This window comes from Streptomyces sp. NPDC017448 (genome assembly GCF_044330565.1).
Taxonomy (GTDB): domain Bacteria; phylum Actinomycetota; class Actinomycetes; order Streptomycetales; family Streptomycetaceae; genus Streptomyces.
Genome location: NZ_JBIRLM010000009.1, coordinates 36,036 through 53,106 on the forward strand (window position 1 = coordinate 36,036; position 17,071 = coordinate 53,106).

13 protein-coding genes and 1 tRNA gene are annotated in these 17,071 nt (G+C 72.2%); 6 read left to right on the plus strand and 8 right to left on the minus strand.

Annotated features, from left to right (window positions below):
* The first annotated feature begins 150 nt into the window (after nucleotides 1-150).
* The 3 genes from ACH4K1_RS16895 to glmS all read left to right on the plus strand — a co-directional run bounded on the left by ACH4K1_RS16895 (nucleotide 151) and on the right by glmS (nucleotide 3,305).
* Nucleotides 151-1,041 carry a DUF4429 domain-containing protein gene (locus ACH4K1_RS16895; RefSeq protein WP_398090086.1) on the plus strand — a complete coding sequence of 297 codons (891 nt, stop codon included), beginning with the start codon at nucleotides 151-153 and terminating at the stop codon, nucleotides 1,039-1,041.
* Between the two features lie 87 nt (nucleotides 1,042-1,128).
* Complete coding sequence (locus tag ACH4K1_RS16900) at nucleotides 1,129-1,404, plus strand: hypothetical protein (RefSeq protein WP_019765915.1); 276 nt, start codon at nucleotides 1,129-1,131, stop codon at nucleotides 1,402-1,404.
* A gap of 71 nt (nucleotides 1,405-1,475) precedes the next feature.
* On the plus strand, nucleotides 1,476-3,305 hold the full coding sequence (glmS, locus tag ACH4K1_RS16905; protein WP_398090087.1) for a glutamine--fructose-6-phosphate transaminase (isomerizing): 1,830 nt from the start codon (nucleotides 1,476-1,478) through the stop codon (nucleotides 3,303-3,305).
* 151 nt (nucleotides 3,306-3,456) lie between these two features.
* Here glmS and ACH4K1_RS16910 read toward each other — a convergent pair whose 3' ends face one another.
* The gene (locus ACH4K1_RS16910) at nucleotides 3,457-3,978 is read right to left on the minus strand and encodes a universal stress protein (RefSeq protein WP_073766336.1); all 522 of its coding nucleotides are present in this window, start codon (nucleotides 3,976-3,978) and stop codon (nucleotides 3,457-3,459) included.
* Nucleotides 3,979-5,023: 1,045 nt separating this feature from the next.
* Between ACH4K1_RS16910 and ACH4K1_RS16915 the strand changes: the two genes are divergently transcribed.
* The 3 genes from ACH4K1_RS16915 to ACH4K1_RS16925 all read left to right on the plus strand — a co-directional run bounded on the left by ACH4K1_RS16915 (nucleotide 5,024) and on the right by ACH4K1_RS16925 (nucleotide 7,051).
* Nucleotides 5,024-6,241: a helix-turn-helix domain-containing protein gene (locus ACH4K1_RS16915; protein WP_398090088.1), complete on the plus strand. Its 1,218-nt coding sequence runs from the start codon at nucleotides 5,024-5,026 to the stop codon at nucleotides 6,239-6,241.
* Nucleotides 6,242-6,251: 10 nt separating this feature from the next.
* Complete coding sequence (gene orn, locus ACH4K1_RS16920; protein ID WP_398090089.1) at nucleotides 6,252-6,857, plus strand: oligoribonuclease; 606 nt, start codon at nucleotides 6,252-6,254, stop codon at nucleotides 6,855-6,857.
* A gap of 121 nt (nucleotides 6,858-6,978) precedes the next feature.
* Nucleotides 6,979-7,051, plus strand: a tRNA-His gene (locus ACH4K1_RS16925).
* Nucleotides 7,052-7,112: 61 nt separating this feature from the next.
* Here ACH4K1_RS16925 and ACH4K1_RS16930 read toward each other — a convergent pair.
* From ACH4K1_RS16930 to ACH4K1_RS16960, 7 genes are all read right to left on the minus strand, one after another.
* A complete protein-coding gene (locus ACH4K1_RS16930; RefSeq protein WP_398090090.1) occupies nucleotides 7,113-7,703 on the minus strand; it encodes a lytic polysaccharide monooxygenase in 591 nt (196 codons plus the stop codon).
* A 201-nt stretch (nucleotides 7,704-7,904) separates the two neighbouring features.
* Nucleotides 7,905-9,968: a TerD family protein gene (locus tag ACH4K1_RS16935; RefSeq protein ID WP_398090254.1), complete on the minus strand. Its 2,064-nt coding sequence runs from the start codon at nucleotides 9,966-9,968 to the stop codon at nucleotides 7,905-7,907.
* Nucleotides 9,969-10,138: 170 nt separating this feature from the next.
* Nucleotides 10,139-11,176 (minus strand): LacI family DNA-binding transcriptional regulator, encoded by a 1,038-nt coding sequence (locus ACH4K1_RS16940; protein ID WP_398090091.1) that lies wholly within the window; start codon nucleotides 11,174-11,176, stop codon nucleotides 10,139-10,141.
* Between the two features lie 170 nt (nucleotides 11,177-11,346).
* Nucleotides 11,347-12,810: a GH1 family beta-glucosidase gene (locus ACH4K1_RS16945; protein WP_398090092.1), complete on the minus strand. Its 1,464-nt coding sequence runs from the start codon at nucleotides 12,808-12,810 to the stop codon at nucleotides 11,347-11,349.
* 84 nt (nucleotides 12,811-12,894) lie between these two features.
* Entirely contained in the window at nucleotides 12,895-13,815 is a 921-nt protein-coding gene (locus ACH4K1_RS16950; protein WP_398090093.1) for a carbohydrate ABC transporter permease, read from the minus strand.
* A 14-nt stretch (nucleotides 13,816-13,829) separates the two neighbouring features.
* A complete protein-coding gene (locus tag ACH4K1_RS16955) occupies nucleotides 13,830-14,828 on the minus strand; it encodes a carbohydrate ABC transporter permease (RefSeq protein WP_398090094.1) in 999 nt (332 codons plus the stop codon).
* Nucleotides 14,829-15,010: 182 nt separating this feature from the next.
* Nucleotides 15,011-16,333 (minus strand): extracellular solute-binding protein, encoded by a 1,323-nt coding sequence (locus ACH4K1_RS16960; RefSeq protein ID WP_398090095.1) that lies wholly within the window; start codon nucleotides 16,331-16,333, stop codon nucleotides 15,011-15,013.
* Nucleotides 16,334-17,071: the final 738 nt, after the last annotated feature.

Sequence of the window (17,071 nt, forward strand, 5' to 3'; positions counted from 1 at the left end):
GGGGGGGGTGTATCCCCCCCCCCGGGGGCCCCAACCCCCCCCCCCCCCCCCCGCACCCGGGCGGGGGGGCGGGGCGCCCCCCCGGGGGCCCCCCGGCCCGCTCGTCCGCTCCCCCGTGGTGCGGCGGGGCGGGCTGGCAGAATCGGGGCCATGGCGGAAATCATCCAGCGGGACGGAACGTGGACGTTCGACGGGAACACCGTGCGCATCGTGCCGGGAGGGAAGGCGCACCCGGTCCGGCTGGCGCTGGGTGAGATCGCCGTACCCCTGCAGGCGGTGGCGGGCGTCTCGTTCGAACCGGACCGCAAGGGCGGGCGGCTGCGGCTGCGGCCGCGCGGCGGGGCCTGCCCGGTGCTGCGGGCCGCCGACGGGCGGCTGAGCGACGGCGCCGACCCCTACGCGCTGACCGTCGAGAAGGACCGCACGGGCGTCGCGGAGTACTTCGTCGACGAGGTGCGCAACGCGCTGCTGATCGAACAGGTGCCGGACGGCCCGGTGGACCGCTTCCTGCTGCCCGGCCCCGCCCTGCCGGTCTCCGGAGGGGGCGGCGACGGTACGGCCTCCTTCGACGGCGAGGCCGTACGGCTGACCTGGAACTGGAAGGCCGAGGAGTCCAAGACCGCCGGGGGCCCGGCCGTCATCCCGCTGGCGCGGATCGCGGCCGTGCGGTGGATGCCCTCGATCGGGCTGGAGAACGGCTTTCTGCGGTTCGAACCGGTCGAGGGGCCCGTCTCCGCACCGCCCAAGTACGACCCGTACGCCCTGGACCTGTGGGGAATCTCCAAGAAGGAGCACACCGCCGTCCTGGTCGCGGCGGCGGTGCTGATGCGGCTGCCCGGCGCCCGGAAGGCGCTCGACGCCCCGCAGCCCGCGCCCGCCGAGGCCGCCCCCGCCCCCGTCGAGGCCGCCCCCGCCCCGGCGGCGGGCGACCACGACGCGCTGCTGCGGCGGCTGCGGGAGCTGGGCGAGCTGCACCGGGCCGGGGTCCTCACCGACGACGAGTTCAGCACCGCGAAGCAGGCCGTCCTGCGGAGCATGTGAGGCGATCGGCAAGTTTTTCTCGGACCCCGCTGCCCGATATTGGGCAGATTTCTTGCGTAAGCGCGCTCCGGCACGCAATATCAACGGGTGCTGGAACGCCGCTCGTCGCATGACGACCTCATCGACCACCTCGTACGCTCCACCGCGCTCCAGCGCGGCGAGGCGGCCCGGGTGGTCCTCGACGTGCTGGCGTACTTCGACGAGAGCACCGACGACTTCGTCAGGCGCCGCCACCGCGAGCTTCAGGCGGGCGGCCTGGTCAACACGGAGATCTTCGAGCGGATCGCGGCCGAGCTGCCGCACCGCGCCGTGGCGCCGCCGGAGCTCTCGCTCCGCCAGCTGCGCCGCATCGTCTACGGCTGAGCGAGCCGGGCGCCCGTGCGGGGCGCCCACCACGCGTGTGTACGTGTACGTCGAGGAGGGGCAGAGAAGCCATGTGCGGAATCGTCGGATACATCGGGAAGCGTGACGTCGCTCCGCTGCTGCTGGAAGGGCTCCAGCGGCTGGAGTACCGGGGGTACGACTCCGCCGGCATCGTCATCACCGGCAAGGCGGCGGCGGGCAAGCCGGGCACGCTGAAGATGGTCAAGGCCAAGGGCCGGGTCCGCGAGCTGGAGGCCAGGGTCCCCAAGCGGTTCGCCGGGACCACGGGCATCGCCCACACCCGCTGGGCCACCCACGGCGCCCCCAGCGACGAGAACGCCCACCCCCACCTGGACGCGGAGAACAAGGTCGCCGTCGTCCACAACGGGATCATCGACAACGCCTCCGAGCTGCGTACCCGGCTCACCGCCGACGGCGTCGTCTTCCTCTCCGAGACCGACACCGAGGTGCTCACCCACCTGATCGCCCGCGCCCAGGCCGACACCCTGGAGGAGAAGGTCCGCGAGGCGCTGCGCCACGTCGAGGGCACCTACGGCATCGCCGTGCTCCACGCCGACTTCAACGACCGCATCGTGGTCGCCCGCAACGGCTCCCCGGTCGTCCTCGGCATCGGCGAGAAGGAGATGTTCGTCGCCTCCGACGTCGCCGCCCTGGTCGCCCACACCCGCCAGGTCGTCACCCTGGACGACGGCGAGATGGCCACGCTGAAGGCCGACGACTTCCGTACGTACACCACGGAGGGCTCGACCACGACGGCCACGCCGACCACCGTGGAGTGGGAGGCCGAGTCGTACGACATGGGCGGCCACGACACGTACATGCACAAGGAGATCTCCGAGCAGGCCGACGCCGTGGACCGCGTGCTGCGCGGCCGGATCGACGACCGGTTCTCCACCGTGCACCTGGGCGGCCTCAACCTGGACGCCCGCGAGGCGCGCGGGGTGCGCCGGATCAAGATCCTCGGCTGCGGCACCTCGTACCACGCGGGCCAGATCGGCGCCCAGCTCATCGAGGAGCTGGCCCGCATCCCCGCCGACGCCGAGCCGGCCTCCGAGTTCCGCTACCGCAACCCGGTCGTGGACCCCGACACCCTGTACGTCGCGGTCTCCCAGTCGGGCGAGACGTACGACGTGCTGGCCGCCGTCCAGGAGCTGAAGCGCAAGGGGGCCCGGGTCCTCGGCGTGGTCAACGTCGTCGGCTCCGCGATCGCCCGCGAGGCCGACGGCGGCACGTACGTCCACGCGGGCCCCGAGGTCTGCGTGGTCTCCACCAAGTGCTTCACCAACACGGTGGTCGCCTTCGCGCTGCTCGCCCTGCACCTGGGCCGCATCCGCGACCTGTCGGTCGCGGACGGCAAGCGGATCATCGCGGGGCTGCGCCGGCTGCCGGAGCAGATCAGCGAGATCCTGGCGAACGAGGACGAGATCAAGCGGCTGGCGGCGGAGTACGCGGACGCCAAGTCGATGATGTTCATCGGCCGGGTGCGCGGCTACCCGGTGGCCCGCGAGGCCTCGCTGAAGCTCAAGGAGGTCTCGTACATCCACGCCGAGGCCTATCCCGCCTCCGAGCTGAAGCACGGCCCGCTGGCGCTGATCGAACCGGCGATGCCGACCGTGGCGATCGTTCCGGACGACGACCTGCTGGAGAAGAACCGCGCCGCGATGGAGGAGATCAAGGCCCGCAGCGGCCGTATCCTCGCCGTCGCCCACCAGGTGCAGGAGAAGGCCGACCACACCATCGTCGTGCCGAAGAACGAGAACGAGCTGGACCCGATCCTCATGGGCATCCCGCTCCAGCTGTTCGCGTACCACACGGCCCTCGCGATGGGCCGCGACATCGACAAGCCGCGCAACCTGGCGAAGTCCGTGACGGTCGAGTAGACGGCCGCGCGCAGGCGTTGGGCCCCGTACCGCCTTCGTGGCGGTACGGGGCCCAACGCGTGGTGGGGGCAGGGCTTCTGGCGGACCCTCAGCTTCCCTGGACCGCTCGGCGGCTCCCGGCGGCTTCCGGCGGCTTCCCGGTCGGTTCCGCTCAGGGGATGACGATGACGGGGCGCTGCGCGCGGCGGGCGAGGCGGCCCGCCACCGAGCCGAAGATCCGGCCGACGATGCCGTGCGTGGAGCCCACGACGATGGCGTCGGCGGCGTACTCCCGGCCGACCTCCTCCAGTTCGTGGCAGATGTCGCCGCCGCGCTCGACCAGCACCCAGGGCACGTCGGAGAGGTAGTCCGCACAGGCCAGCTCCAGGCCGAGGACCTCGGTGCGGTGGTCGGGGACGTCCACGAAGACGGGGGGCTCGCAGCCCGCCCAGACCGTGGTCGGCAGCCGGTTGGCGACATGCACGATGATCAGGCCGGAGCCCGACCGGCCTGCCACGCCGATGGCGTACGCCAGGGCCCGCTCGCTGGAGGTGGAGCCGTCGAAACCGACCACCACTCCGTGCCGGAAGGCGGGATCGCACGCATGGCGTGCTTCTTCGACCGTCCGCGGCTCCGACTCGGGGTCGGCTACCGGCTTGCGGTCCTTGGGTTCAGGGATTTCGTGACCGGCCATCGGTGTCTCGGCGAAGAGAATCCTCGTGAGGAGGGAACGGTTTCGACGTGCTTCGGGTGCGTCAGCTGAGGGTGAAGCTGTGTCCGGGAATCATCTTCCCAACCCCATACCCCCAAGGGTACGGCGTCACTCCTCCATCGCCCAGACCCCCGCAAAAGCGTGCGCGATGCTGGAGGGAGCATGCACGAGCCCGCCCGGGATGGCAATGCCGGTTGTGTCGTACACGCGCCTCGGTACGGCCGAACACGGGCGACCGTCCTGTTTTCCGCGGCGACCGGGAGCAGCCCCGCGGGTCCGGCGGCGAGGCGCGCACCGGTCTCTGTTGGCCACGCCGCGGCGGGTCCGCCGCCGGGGCCGGCGAGCCCTCGGCGGACCCGCGGCGGCGCCCCTCCGGTCCGGACCCGGCGGCGGCCTCCCCGGAGGTCGGCCGCGGGGGCGTCCGAGCCTTCCCCGGCAGGCCGCCCGCCCCGGCGCGGGCACGGTGGATCTCGTGTCCCACGGCGCATCGGGCCGGTGCGCACGGCCTCGGGCCGCCGTGGCGCGCCGCCCGCCGCGGGGGGCCGCCGCGCGCCTCGGGGCGCCCCTGGCGTCGCGAAGCGCGCGGGGTCGAGGGAGCGCACCGGCGCAGTGTTCTCACGGCGGTTGTGCGCCCGGCGTGACCGGATTCAGCACACACACCCGATTGTTTCAAGCCAACTTCAGCTGAGACCCCCACCCTTCGCCGGATGGCCGGACACCCCGCCGCCCCCCAGGCAGGAACGGACCGCGCGGTACGCTTTCACCCGACGCGGACGGGCCACCTTCGCGAAGGGCACTTCCGTGTGCGCTTCGCGAGTGGAACGCTTCGTGATCGAACGCTTCACGCCACGTTTCCTTATCGACATTGAGCTGGTGGGGGAAGGTGTCACGGCGGAACCACGCGACGCAGTAGATTTTGATCTTGAAATCGGGGACTGGGGACACGTGCGACACCGAGGGGAAACGTGCAGGAGCGACAGGCCCGTAAGGACCAGGGAGACGCGAACACCGAGGGGGGCTTAGCGTCATGAGCCAGGACTCCGCCACCGCGACGGAGGCCGCACGCAAGCTGACCGGGCGGCGACGCCGGGAAGTCGTTGCCGTGCTGCTGTTCAGCGGTGGCCCTATCTTCGAGAGCTCCATCCCGCTCTCCGTTTTCGGAATCGACCGGCAGGACGCGGGAGTTCCCCGTTACCGCCTGCTGGTCTGCGGCGGCGAGGAAGGACCGCTGCGCACCACCGGCGGCCTCGAACTCACCGCGCCGTACGGCCTGGAGGCGATCAGCAGGGCCGGCACCGTGGTGGTGCCCGCCTGGCGGTCGATCACCTCGCCGCCGCCCGCCGAGGCCCTGGAAGCGCTGCGGCGCGCCCACGAGGAGGGCGCCCGCATCGTCGGCCTGTGCACGGGAGCCTTCGTGCTCGCGGCCGCCGGCCTGCTGGACGGCCGCCCGGCCACCACGCACTGGATGTACGCGCCGACGCTGGCCAAGCGCTATCCGTCGGTGCACGTCGATCCGCGCGAGCTGTTCGTGGACGACGGCGACGTGCTCACCTCCGCCGGCACGGCCGCCGGGATCGACCTCTGCCTCCATATAGTCCGCACCGACCACGGTGCGGAGGCCGCCGGGGCGCTCGCCCGCCGTCTCGTCGTGCCGCCGCGGCGCAGCGGGGGGCAGGAGCGCTACCTGGACAGGTCTTTACCGGAGGAGATCGGCTCCGACCCGCTCGCCGAGGTCGTGGCCTGGGCCCTGGAGCATCTGCACGAGCAGTTCGACGTGGAGACGCTCGCCGCGCGCGCCTACATGAGCAGGCGGACCTTCGACCGCAGGTTCCGCTCGCTCACCGGCAGCGCACCGCTGCAGTGGCTGATCACCCAGCGGGTGCTGCAGGCGCAGCGGCTGCTGGAGACCTCCGACTACTCGGTCGACGAGGTCGCCGGCCGCTGCGGCTTCCGCTCCCCGGTCGCGCTGCGCGGGCACTTCCGCCGCCAGCTCGGCTCCTCCCCCGCCGCCTACCGGGCCGCCTACCGGGCCCGTCGTCCGCAGGGGGGAGCGGAGAGCGTCGCGACGGCGGTCGAGGCGGTGGTGCCCAGCCAGGGGCCGTCGTCCGGACGGCGGGGTTCCCCGGCGTCCTCCGCACCGGTCGTCCTGGCGGCCTCGGTGGGGTCCGGGGAGCACTCCCTGCCCGGTCCTGACGCGTTCGTTCCCGGCCGCCCGGCCCTGCCGGGACAGCGGAGCGCCCCGTAGGGTGGGGGCCATGAACGACCGCATGGTGTGGATCGACTGCGAGATGACCGGGCTCTCGTTGACGGACGACGCACTCATCGAGGTGGCCGCCCTGGTCACCGACTCGGAGTTGAACGTGCTCGGCGAAGGGGTGGACATCGTGATCCGCCCGCCGGACGCGGCCCTGGAGACCATGCCCGAGGTGGTGCGGCAGATGCACACCGCCTCGGGCCTCCTCGACGAGCTGGCCGGGGGCACCACCCTGGCGGACGCCGAGGAGCAGGTCCTGGCCTATGTCCGCGAGCATGTGAAGGAGCCCGGCAAGGCCCCGCTCTGCGGAAACTCGATCTCCACCGACCGCGGGTTCCTGGCGCGGGACATGCGGGAGCTGGAGGGCTACCTCCACTACCGGATCGTGGACGTGTCCTCGGTCAAGGAGCTGGCCCGGCGCTGGTTCCCCCGGGCGTACTTCAACAGTCCGGAGAAGAACGGCAACCACCGGGCGCTGGCGGACATCCGTGACTCCATCACGGAGCTCCGCTACTACCGGGAGGCGGTCTTCGTGCCGCAGCCCGGCCCCGACTCCGAGCGCGCCAAGGAGATCGCGGCGCGGCTGGCGGCCCCGGCCGCGCCGTAGGAACCCGCTGGTCACGGGCGCGGAGAGCGCCCGTGGACCGGCCCCGGGAAACGGTGGCGCGAGCACCCTCCCAGACCCTGTACACTTTTTCTCGTCCGGTCGGAAACGACCGGACGACATGGTGGGTATAGCTCAGATGGTAGAGCACCTGGTTGTGGTCCAGGATGTCGCGGGTTCAAGTCCCGTTACTCACCCTGAAGGAAAGGCCCCGGTCCGCGGACCCGGGCCTTTCCGCTTTTCCCGTGGCGCGTCCGGTCAGAACGTGACGTCGGAGCAGGCGTAGAACGCGTTGCCGGTGTCCGCGATGGTCCAGACGCCGAGGATCAGGTGCTTGCCCGACTTCTGGGGCAGGGCGCCCGCGTGCGTGACCGTGGCCCCCGGCTGCCGGCCGCCGAAGGGCACCGTCAGGAAGGGCTGCGGCTCCAGGTCGGCCCGGGTGAGGGGCTTCGACGGGTCGTAGCCGTCCTTGGTGACGTAGTACCGGAAGTCGGTGGTGGCGTGCCGGGCGGTGATCCGCCAGCGGAAGGTGTGGCTCGCGCCGGCGCTCACGGAGGTGGCGGGCCAGGCTCCGCCGCGCGGGTCGTCCAGCTCGGCGAACCGCTGGTTGCCCCCGGCGCAGATCAGGCCGTCACGGGGGCCGCGCGCCGGGAAGCCCTTGGGGCCCTCCACGCTCGGCGGCTCCCACTGGATCTGTCCGCAGTTGCGGACCGTGCCGTTGCCGCAGAGCTGCTGCCTGCTGATCGGCGAGTCGGTGTACCCGTGGCCCTGCGCGCTGCCGGAGGTGGCCAGCAGGGACGCCCCGGCGATGCCGAGGCCGAGGAGTAAGGACGTGATCTTTCTGCGCATGTGGTGCTCCTGAGGTGAGGGGTGGAGCTTGCGGACAGACGGACCGGAGCGCGACGGCTCGCCGCGCTTGGTCTAGACCAAGACGGAGGGTAGTCCTGTCCTTTGGTCATGTCCACACCACTGAAAGTCGCCCGGGTGCGCACGCGCGCCGGGCCGGCCCCCCAAAAAACCCGGGACCGGCCCGGCGCGCGGAAGCCGCCGTCAGAGCGCCGGGGTCTCCACATGGGTGACGACCTGGGCATGGAAGCGGTCCACCGCGTCGTCGACGCTGCGGATGAAACCGGTCTCGGCGCTGCCCCGGCCGTTGCCCATGCCCTTGAACAGGGAGAGCCGGAAGCCGGTGATCTGCGCCCCGTCCTTCGGGAGGATGTCGGCGGGCTCCGGACGCAGCCTCTCCAACGTGCCGCGCGGCCCGGCCCCGCCGCCGTCCACGAGCGTCTCGACGTGCAGGTCGGCCGGGGCCTCGGAGAGCCGCCGCACCAGCCGCTTGGCCCGGGCGAGGGGGTAGCCCGCCCCTTCGGCGGGGATCTCGATCGACGTACGGAGCTTGCCGGTGCGCAGATCAGCGGTGATGCCGAGGACGCCCGGGGTGCCCTCGATGCGGATCTCCGCGTTCAACCTTCCCTGCTCGCAGAGGCGGTCGGCCAGTTCGGTGCGGCGTGCGCCCGGATCGGAGCCGCGCCGGGTGCGCTGGACCGGCAGGACCTTCTGTCCCAGCTCACCCCCCAGCCGCAGGCACACCTGCCGGACCAGCCGCTCCCAGTTCTCGATGACCTCCAGCGCGCGGGCGTCCCCCTGGCACAGGGTCTCCTCGTCGATCCCCCGGCGTACGGGGACCCAGGCCGCGCCCATGTTCTGGAAGCCGTGGCAGCCGGAATTCTCGTGCTGGAGGTACTGGAGGAGTTCCTGGAGCAACCAGGCGTGCGCGGCGTTGCCGACCCCCTCGTGGCGGATCAGCATCTGCGCCTGGTGCACGACCTCGGCCCAGGACAGGTGCCAGAGCGCCACCTTGTGTTTGCGCCGCCGGTCGATCCGCACGTCGACGAGTGGGCTGCCCTCCAGCGCGACATCGTTGGACAGGGTGATCACCGCCTCGTACCCGCGCCGGGCGGCGATGTCCATGTACGCCTGGACCTGGTCGGCCTTGAGCCCGTTCCCATTGGTCTTGGTCTCCACCAGCGCGGTCCACAGCTTGCCCGCCCGCTCGACCCGGACCACCCCGTCCGGGCGGCGCGGCGTCTCCCCGTGGGCCAGGGCGACCTCGGTGAACGTCTCCATCCGACCGGCCGGCGCACCGAATCCGGCGGTGAGGCGGCGACCGAACTCCGGCACCTGGGCCATCACGGACAGCACCACGGAGGTGGCGCGCGTCTCGCGCTCCCGGTCGCTCTTGAGCGCGGAGACGGGGAACAGCCGGGCGGTGCGCCAGGCGTCGTTGTCGGCGAGGGACTTCCTGGCCGTGCGGGGCAGCGTGACCTTCTTCTTCGCCGTACGGGGGCGGCGCGCGGGCTTCGGCACGGGCACGGGAGCGGCGACCGTCGGCACGGCAGGGCCGGGCGGAGCACCGGCCCCCTCCGGCCCGGCCGCCGGTTCCGCCCCTGCTGCCCGGTCCGCCATGCCCCCGTCCCCGCTCTGGGCGGGAGCCGGCGTGGACCGCTCCCCCGCGTCCGGACCGGAGTCCTCCGCGCCCGGGGCGGGGTCCTCGGCCTCCGCGCCGTTCTGCTCGGCGTCGTCGTCGATGTCGACGCCGTAGTCGGTCGCCAGCCCCGCGAGCCCGGAAGCGTATCCCTGGCCGACCGCGCGGAACTTCCACTCCCCCGCACGCCGGTACAGCTCACCGAAGATCAGGGCGCTGACCTCGTCGACGTCCTGCACGGCGAACCGGACGAGCCCGTCGCCCGCGCTGTCGGCGAGGGTGAGCCGGAGGTCGTCCAGTTCGCCGAAGCGGGACCCCCCGTAGCGACTGGCTGCGATGACCACCTTGTCGACCTCCGCCGGGACGGCGTCCAGGTCGAAGGAGATCCGGTCCTCGTCGCCGTCGGCCGTCGGGGTCTTGCCGAGCAGCTGCACGCTGCCGTCGCCCGCGACAGGGTTGTTGTAGAAGCAGAAGTCGACGTCGCTGCGGACCTTGCCGTCGGCGTCGAGCAGCAGGACGGAGACGTCAGCGTCGCCCTCGCCCGTGGAGCTGCTCCACCCCAGGCTGACCACCACGGACCCGACGTTCTCGCTCAACGCCGCCAGGCCGACGTTGGCGCCCTTGACCATCTCGTGCACGAGGCCCCCCAGATGCACAGCCGTCCGGAACGCACTCCGGCAGCCCACCGTGTGACGTGTGTGGTGCGTCACACAATCGCCGTACGCAGCGAACATTAGCCGCAGGAACCGGAGAGGGTGAAGAACTTGTGAAATCCGGAAGATCGGCCACCGGCGCGCGGTCACGACGAGTCGCGGACCACCAGCTCCGTGGGGAGGACCACCGAAGGACGGTCGCCGCCCGGGGTCCGGCCGGCGATCTCGTCGAGGAGGAGCCGGGCCATGCGGCGGCCCATCTCCTCGATGGGCTGGCGGACGCTGGTGAGCGCCGGGTGCATGTGGCGGGCGACCACCGAGTCGTCGAAGCCGACCAGGGCCACGTCCTCGGGGATGCGACGGTCCGCCGCGCGCAGGACCTGGCGGGCCCCGGCGGCCATCACGTCGGAGGCGACGAAGACCGCGTCGATCCCGGGGCGGCGCGCCAGGAGGTCGCGCATGGCCCGCGCGCCGCCCTCCTCGGTGAAGTCGGCGGGGGCGATCAGCCGCTCGTCGGGGGCCAGGCCGGCGGCGGAGACGGCCGCGCGGTAGCCGTCGAGACGGCGCTGGGCCCCGTACACCTCCAGTCGGCCGGTGATCGTGGCGACCTGGCGGCGGCCCCGGGAGACCAGGTGCTCGACGGCGGCCCGCGCGCCCTCGTAGTTGTCGGAGTCGACCGAGGGCAGCGTCTCACCCGCGTGGCGCGCGCCGCTGATCACACAGGGCATGCCCAGCTGCTCCAGCAGCTCGGGCAGCGGGTCGTCGGCGTGCACCGCGACCAGGAGGACGCCGTCGACGCGGTGGGCGGTGAGGTACTGGGCGAGGCGGCGGCGCTCGCGGTCGCTACCGACGAGGGTGAGGAGGAGCTGCATCTCGGTGTCGGCCAGGGCCGCGCCGACCCCGCGCACGATCGCGGAGAAGTACGGCTCGGCGAAGAACCGGGTCTCCGGCTCGGGCACCACCAGGGCGATGGCGTCGGTACGGTTGCCCGCCAGGGCGCGGGCGGCGCGGTTGGGGACGTATCCCAGCTCGACCACGGCCGCCTCGACCGCCTGCCGGGTCGCTTCACTGACCCGGGGCGAGCCGTTGATGACCCGCGAGGCGGTGCCGCGGCCGACGCCCGCCCGTGCCGCCACTTCTTCGAGCGTGGGCCGCCCGCCGCTCCGTACTCGCGCTGCCGCCATGGCCGCCTCCCCGTTCCCGGTCAATTTCTCATAGCCGTACAGTCAATCCAAGTCCTGGATCGATCACCCCGACGAGCGTACGGACAGAGTAATGGGAGCGCTCCCAAGGGCGGCCGGAAAGCAACGGCGGGCCCGGCCGAGGACGGCCGGGCCCGCCGCTCCCTCCGAGGTCAGGCGTTCGGGTCGGCGGCCGGGGGCAGGGCGTGCCGGGCGATCACGTCGGCGTACCAGTGGGCGCTGGACTTGGGCGTGCGGCGCTGCGTCGCGTAGTCGACGTACACCGCGCCGAAGCGCTTCGCGTAGCCGTAGCCCCACTCGAAGTTGTCCATCAGGGACCAGAGGAAATAGCCCCGTACGTCCGCCCCGTCCTCGACCGCCCGGCGCACCGCCGCCAGGTGGCCGTGGAGGTAGGCGATGCGCTCGGGGTCGTGGACCCGGCCGTCGGCGTCGGGGGCGTCGTCGAAGGCGGCGCCGTTCTCGGTGACCATCAGCGGCAGGTCCGGGTGCTCACGGGCGACGTCCATGAGGAGGTCGTACAGGCCCTCCGGCTTGACCGACCAGTTCATCGCGGTGACCGGCCGGCCCTCGGCGAGGTGGAAGGCGACGTGTTCCGAGCCCGGCCACGGGGAGTGCTCGCTGCTGCCGTGGCCGTCGTTGCGGGTGTCGCCCCCGCCGTCGGCGGGGGTGGAGACGATGGTGGGCGTGTAGTAGTTGACGCCGAGCACGTCGATCGGGGCGGCGATGGCGTCGAGGTCGCCATCGTGGATCAACTCCCGCCAGTTCACCAGGTGTTCGGTGTCCTCCAGCAGGTCCTGCGGGTACGCGCCCGTCAGCATCGGCCCGGTGAAGATCCGGTTGCCGACCGCGTCGATCCGGCGGGCGGCGTCGGCGTCCGCCGTGCTCGCGGTCAGCGGGCGCACCTGGTGGAGGTTGAGGGTGACCGAGGTCTGCGCGGCGGCGGGGAGGTTGGCGCGCAGCGCCTCGGTCGCCCGGCCGTGGGCGAGGTTGAGGTGGTGGGCGGCCCGCAGGGCGGCGGCCGGTTCGGTGCGGCCGGGGGCGTGGACCCCGGAGCCGTAACCGAGGAAGGCCGAGCACCAGGGCTCGTTGAGCGTGGTCCACAGCGAGACCCGGTCGCCGAGCGCGCGGGCCACGATGGCGGCGTACTCCGCGAACCGTTCGGCCGTGGCGCGCTCCGGCCAGCCGCCCGCGTCCTCCAGCTCCTGCGGCAGGTCCCAGTGGTAGAGCGTGGCGACGGGCTTGATGCCGGCCGCCAGCAGTTCGTCGACGAGCGAGCGGTAGAAGTCGAGGCCGCGCTCGACGGCGGGCCCCCGGCCGGTGGGCTGGACACGGGACCAGGAGACGGAGAAGCGGTACGCCTGGAGTCCGAGGCGCTTCATCAGCGCGACGTCGTCGCGGTAGCGGTGGAAGTGGTCGGCGGCCACGTCCCCGGTGTCCCCGCCGAGGACCCGGCCGGGCGTGTGGCTGAAGGTGTCCCAGATGGAGGGGGTGCGGCCCCGCTCGGCGGCGGCCCCCTCCACCTGGTACGCGGCGGTGGCCGCGCCCCAGAGGAAGCCGGTCGGGAAGGGGGCGGCGGCGGTCTGCTGCGGGAGGGTGTCGGGTCGGACGGCTGTCATGCGGGAGCGCTCCCTGGGGAAGTGAGGGGTGAGGAAGGAAGGGGGAAAGGGGGGAGGGGGGCGGGACGCCCGGGGCGGGGAGGGTCAGCCCTTGACCGCGCCGGACATGATCCCGCCGACGATCTTCTTGCCGAAGACCACGAACACCACCAGCAGCGGCAGCGTGCTGATCAGCGCGCCCGCCATCACGATGGACTGGTCGGGGGTGTACGAGGCGCTGAGCTGGCCGAGGGCCACCTGGAGGGTCGGGTTCTGCTGGTTGAGGGCCAGGTAGGGCCAGAAGAAGTCGTTCCACGCCTGGACGAAGGTGAGCATCCCGAGCACCATCATCGCCGGGCGGGCGACCGGCAGGACCACGCTCCGCACGATGCGGAAGTTGTTCGCGCCGTCGATCCTGGCCGCCTCGATCAGCTCGTACGGCAGCGCCTCGATGAGGTACTGGCGCATGAAGAACACGCCGAACGCGCTGACCAGCGTCGGGAAGATCACCGATTCGAGCTGCCCGCCCCAGCCGAGGCCGGACATCATCATGAACAGCGGGACGACGCTGAGCTGCGGCGGGATGGTGAGGGTGGCGATGACCGCGGTCATCAGCCAACCGCGGCCGCGAAAGCGCATCTTGGCGAAGGCGTAGCCGGCGAGCGTGCAGAAGAAGAGCGTGGCCGCCGTGATGGAGGCGGAGACGATGACGCTGTTGACGATCGCCGTGCCGAGGTTGGCCTGCTCCCAGGCGGTCCGGACGTTCTCGACCAGCTTGCCGCCGGGGAGGAACGGCGGTGTGGAGGCGAGGACTTCGTCCTGGGTGCGGGAGGCCGCGACCAGGGTCCAGTACAGCGGCAGCAGGGAGCCGAAGCCGACGACGGCGAGCGCGGCGTAGGCGAAGGGGCCGCCCTTCATCTGCTGTCCGGCGCCCATCCGGAAGCGGCGCGGGCGGGACGGTCCACCGGACTTCGGGCTCGGCGCGAGCTTCACCGGGGCGGTGGGGGTGGGGCTGGTCATGGTCATGGGGGCGCTCCCGGTCAGACCGCGGACGTGCGGACGAATCGGCCGACGATCCAGTTGGCCGCGGCGATGATCAGCAGCAGGGCGAGCATCGCCCAGGCGACGGCGGCGGCCGGGCCGAGGTGCCCGAGGTTCCAGCCGTAGTTGTAGAGGTAGATGGCGAGCGTCTCGTACTGGTTCTCGTTGCCGCCGGTCGCGCCCAGCGCACCGCCCTCCAGCAGCAGCGGCTCGCCGAAGAGCTGCATGGAGCCGATGGTGGAGATGACGATGGTGAAGAGGATCGTCGGCCGCAGCGAGGGGATGGTGACCTTGCGGAACTGCTGCCAGCGCGACGCGCCGTCCAACGAGGCTGCTTCGTAGAGGTCGTTGGGGACGGCCTGCATCGCGGCGAGGTAGATCAGGGCGTTGTAGCCGGTCCACCGCCAGATCACGATGACGGCGATGGCGATCTTCGACGTCCAGTGCCCGTTGGCCCAGTTGGTCCCGTCGAAGCCGACGAGGCCGAGCGCCCAGTTGAGCAGTCCGCCGTCGGCCCGGAAGACCAGCGCGAAGACGAGGGCCGCGGAGGCGACGGAGGTGGCGTACGGGGTGAGGATGATCGTGCGCCAGAACGTGCTGGCCCGCAGCCGGTAGTTGAGCAGGTGGGCCAGGCCCAGCGCCATCAGGAGCTGCGGAACGGTCGAGATGACGCCGATCAGAAAGGTGTTGGAGAGCGAGGTCCAGAACTCCGGGTCGTGCAGGATCTTGTCGAAGTTCTCCCAGCCCACCCACTCCATCGAGTCCAGTCCGGTCATCTCCACCCGGTGCAGGGCGATCCAGCCGGTGTAGAGCAGCGGGTAGAGCCCGAAGGCTCCGAAGACGAGGAAGAACGGGGCGATGTAGGCGTACGGGGACGCCTTGTCGTCGAACCGCCACAGCCGGCTGCGCCACACCTGCCGCCGTGAGCCGGGCGGTTCCTTCTGGGGTGCGCGGGACGTCGTCGCGCGCGCGTCCCGGGCGGGGGTCGAGGTTGCCACGGGCGGGGGTCCTTCCCTGGGGGCGCCGACTGACGGCCGGGCGGTGGAGGGGCGATGGGGGCGGGGGTGGGCGGGCGGCGCTGGCCGGGCGGCCGGGGCGGGCGGGCGGCGCCGGCCCCGGCACCGCTACCGGCCGGGCCTGTCGGGTGCCGGGGCGCTCGGGCGCCCCCGGCGGCTCCGGGTCAGCCGATGGCCTTGTCGATCGTGCGCACGGCCGCGTCCCAGGCGTCGTCCGGGCTGGTGCCGCGCTGCTCCATGTTGTTGATCTGGGTGGAGATGGAGTCCTTGATCACGCCGTCCTTCGGGCCGAGGACCGCCTCGGGGATGGACTTCGCGCCGTCGGCGTAGATCTGGCCGATCGGGGCGTCGTTGAAGTACGGCAGGGTCGCGTTCTTCACCTCGGGCAGGTCGTACGCCCCCTGGTTGGACGGGAAGACGCCGATCGCCTTGAAGACGGCGGCCTGCTGCTCGGGGGCGGTCAGCCACTTGACGAGCTTGGCGGCCTCGTCGACGTTCTTCCCGGACTTGGGGACGGCGAGGAAGGAGCCGCCCCAGTTGGCGGAGGTCTCGCCGGGAGCGCGGGTGATGTCCCACTTCCCCTTGTTGGCGTCACCGGCGTACGTGGAGATCTGGCCGGCCATCCAGGCGGGGCAGACGACGGTGGCGACGGTGCTCTTGCGCAGGGCCGCCTGCCACTGGTCCTCGAACTGGGCCAGCCCCTGCGTCAGCTTCTTGGAGGCGGCCTGGGCGGCGAGCTTCCAGCCCTTCTCGACGCTCGCGCTCTCCTGGTAGACCGGCTTGCCGCTCGCGTCGTAGTACTGCTCCGGGCTGGAGCTGACCACGGCGTTGAACATGGCGCTCGCGGAGTCCATGAAGTACGTGCCGGAGGGGGCCTTCTTCTTGTACCGCTCCCCGAGAGCGAGGTAGTCCTCCCAGCCGCCCGCCGTCAGCTTCGCCACCTCGGCGCGGTCGGCGGGCAGACCGGCCTTCTCGAACAACTCGCGGTTGTAGCAGAGGGACATGGGGCCGATGTCGGTGCCCGCGCCGATGACCGCACCGTTGGGGGCGGTGGCCTGCTTCGCCTTCCACGACACCCACTCGTCCACACCGATGACCTTGGAGAGGTCGGCGAAGGAGTCCGCCTTGGTGTCGACGATCTCCTTGATCCGGCCGACCTCGATGCCCTGGACGTCCGCGAGGCCGCTGCCGGAGTTCAGCTGCTGGAGGAGCTTGGGGTAGTAGTTCTTCTCCTCCGCGGTGGTGTCCTCCTTGACCGTGATCTTCGGGTTCAACTCGTGGTACTTCTCGAAGAGTCCGGCCTCCTTGTACCCGAACTGCCCGAAGTCCGCGACGGTCAGGGTGATGTTCCCGTCCGCGTCGGCTCCCTTGCCGGAGTCGGACGAGCCGCCGCATCCGGTGAGGAGGAGGGCGGTGACCGTGAGGCCCGTGGTGGCCACGAGGGCGGTTCTCCGGCGTCGACCGGCAACGCTGCGGGTGATGCGCATTCCACTGCTCCTTGTTCCGGGGATGGTTCCAGGGGCGTCCGGCGCCGTTCCGCGAGGCAGGGCGCAGGCGGCTGGTCCGGGGGCGGCGAGAGAGGGCGGGCGGGAGCGCTCCCCGTGAGTGGGAGCGCTCCCATACGCCGTGTCGGAAGGTTGCTGCCTGGAGGCGGTGGGTGTCAAGAGTTGAAGACGATTCCGTTGCCGAGCGATGTCCGGGGCGTTGCGGCGGGGTCCGCAGCCGGTCTGCCGTCGAAAGGTGAACGGGAGCGGCCCGCAGGGGGCCGGGGGCCCGGGCCCCTGCGGGCCGTCTCTTCCCCCCGGTTGACCCGTTCACCCGGCCCGGCCTGCCGGTCCCGGGCGGTCGGGACGCAACCGCCCCGGGGCTGACGGCCGATACGGAACGGGCCGGTCCGGGGACGGGTCCGGACGGCCGGTCCGGGGACGGGTCCGGACGGCCAGTCCGGGGACGGGGACGGGGACGGGTCCAGGGACGGGGACGGGTCCGGGGACGGGGACGGGGACGGGGACGGGTCCGGGGACGGGGACGGGGGCTCCCGGAAGAGGAACGCGTCCCGGCCGGAGGGGGGGCGGCCGGGACGCGTGGTGGGGAGCGTGAAGGGACCGGGGGTCGCGCGGGGTGGGTCTTCCGGGCCCGTGACCGGGGGGCGGCGGCCGGAGGCGGGCGGGCGGGCGGGGCGGCGGCCGGGGCCGGGCGGTCCGCGTGGGCCGGGGGCGGTGGCC

Bases quoted from the DNA above. Each gene is read 5' to 3' on its own strand.
- ACH4K1_RS16895 (WP_398090086.1), top strand. From the start codon at position 151: ATGGCGGAAATCATCCAGCGGGACGGAACGTGGACGTTCGACGGGAAC.
- glmS (WP_398090087.1), top strand. From the start codon at position 1,476: ATGTGCGGAATCGTCGGATACATCGGGAAGCGTGACGTCGCTCCGCTG.
- ACH4K1_RS16910 (WP_073766336.1), bottom strand. From the start codon at position 3,978: ATGGCCGGTCACGAAATCCCTGAACCCAAGGACCGCAAGCCGGTAGCC.
- ACH4K1_RS16915 (WP_398090088.1), top strand. From the start codon at position 5,024: ATGAGCCAGGACTCCGCCACCGCGACGGAGGCCGCACGCAAGCTGACC.
- orn (WP_398090089.1), top strand. From the start codon at position 6,252: ATGAACGACCGCATGGTGTGGATCGACTGCGAGATGACCGGGCTCTCG.
- ACH4K1_RS16930 (WP_398090090.1), bottom strand. From the start codon at position 7,703: ATGCGCAGAAAGATCACGTCCTTACTCCTCGGCCTCGGCATCGCCGGG.
- ACH4K1_RS16935 (WP_398090254.1), bottom strand. From the start codon at position 9,968: ATGGTCAAGGGCGCCAACGTCGGCCTGGCGGCGTTGAGCGAGAACGTC.
- ACH4K1_RS16940 (WP_398090091.1), bottom strand. From the start codon at position 11,176: ATGGCGGCAGCGCGAGTACGGAGCGGCGGGCGGCCCACGCTCGAAGAA.
- ACH4K1_RS16945 (WP_398090092.1), bottom strand. From the start codon at position 12,810: ATGACAGCCGTCCGACCCGACACCCTCCCGCAGCAGACCGCCGCCGCC.
- ACH4K1_RS16950 (WP_398090093.1), bottom strand. From the start codon at position 13,815: ATGACCATGACCAGCCCCACCCCCACCGCCCCGGTGAAGCTCGCGCCG.
- ACH4K1_RS16960 (WP_398090095.1), bottom strand. From the start codon at position 16,333: ATGCGCATCACCCGCAGCGTTGCCGGTCGACGCCGGAGAACCGCCCTC.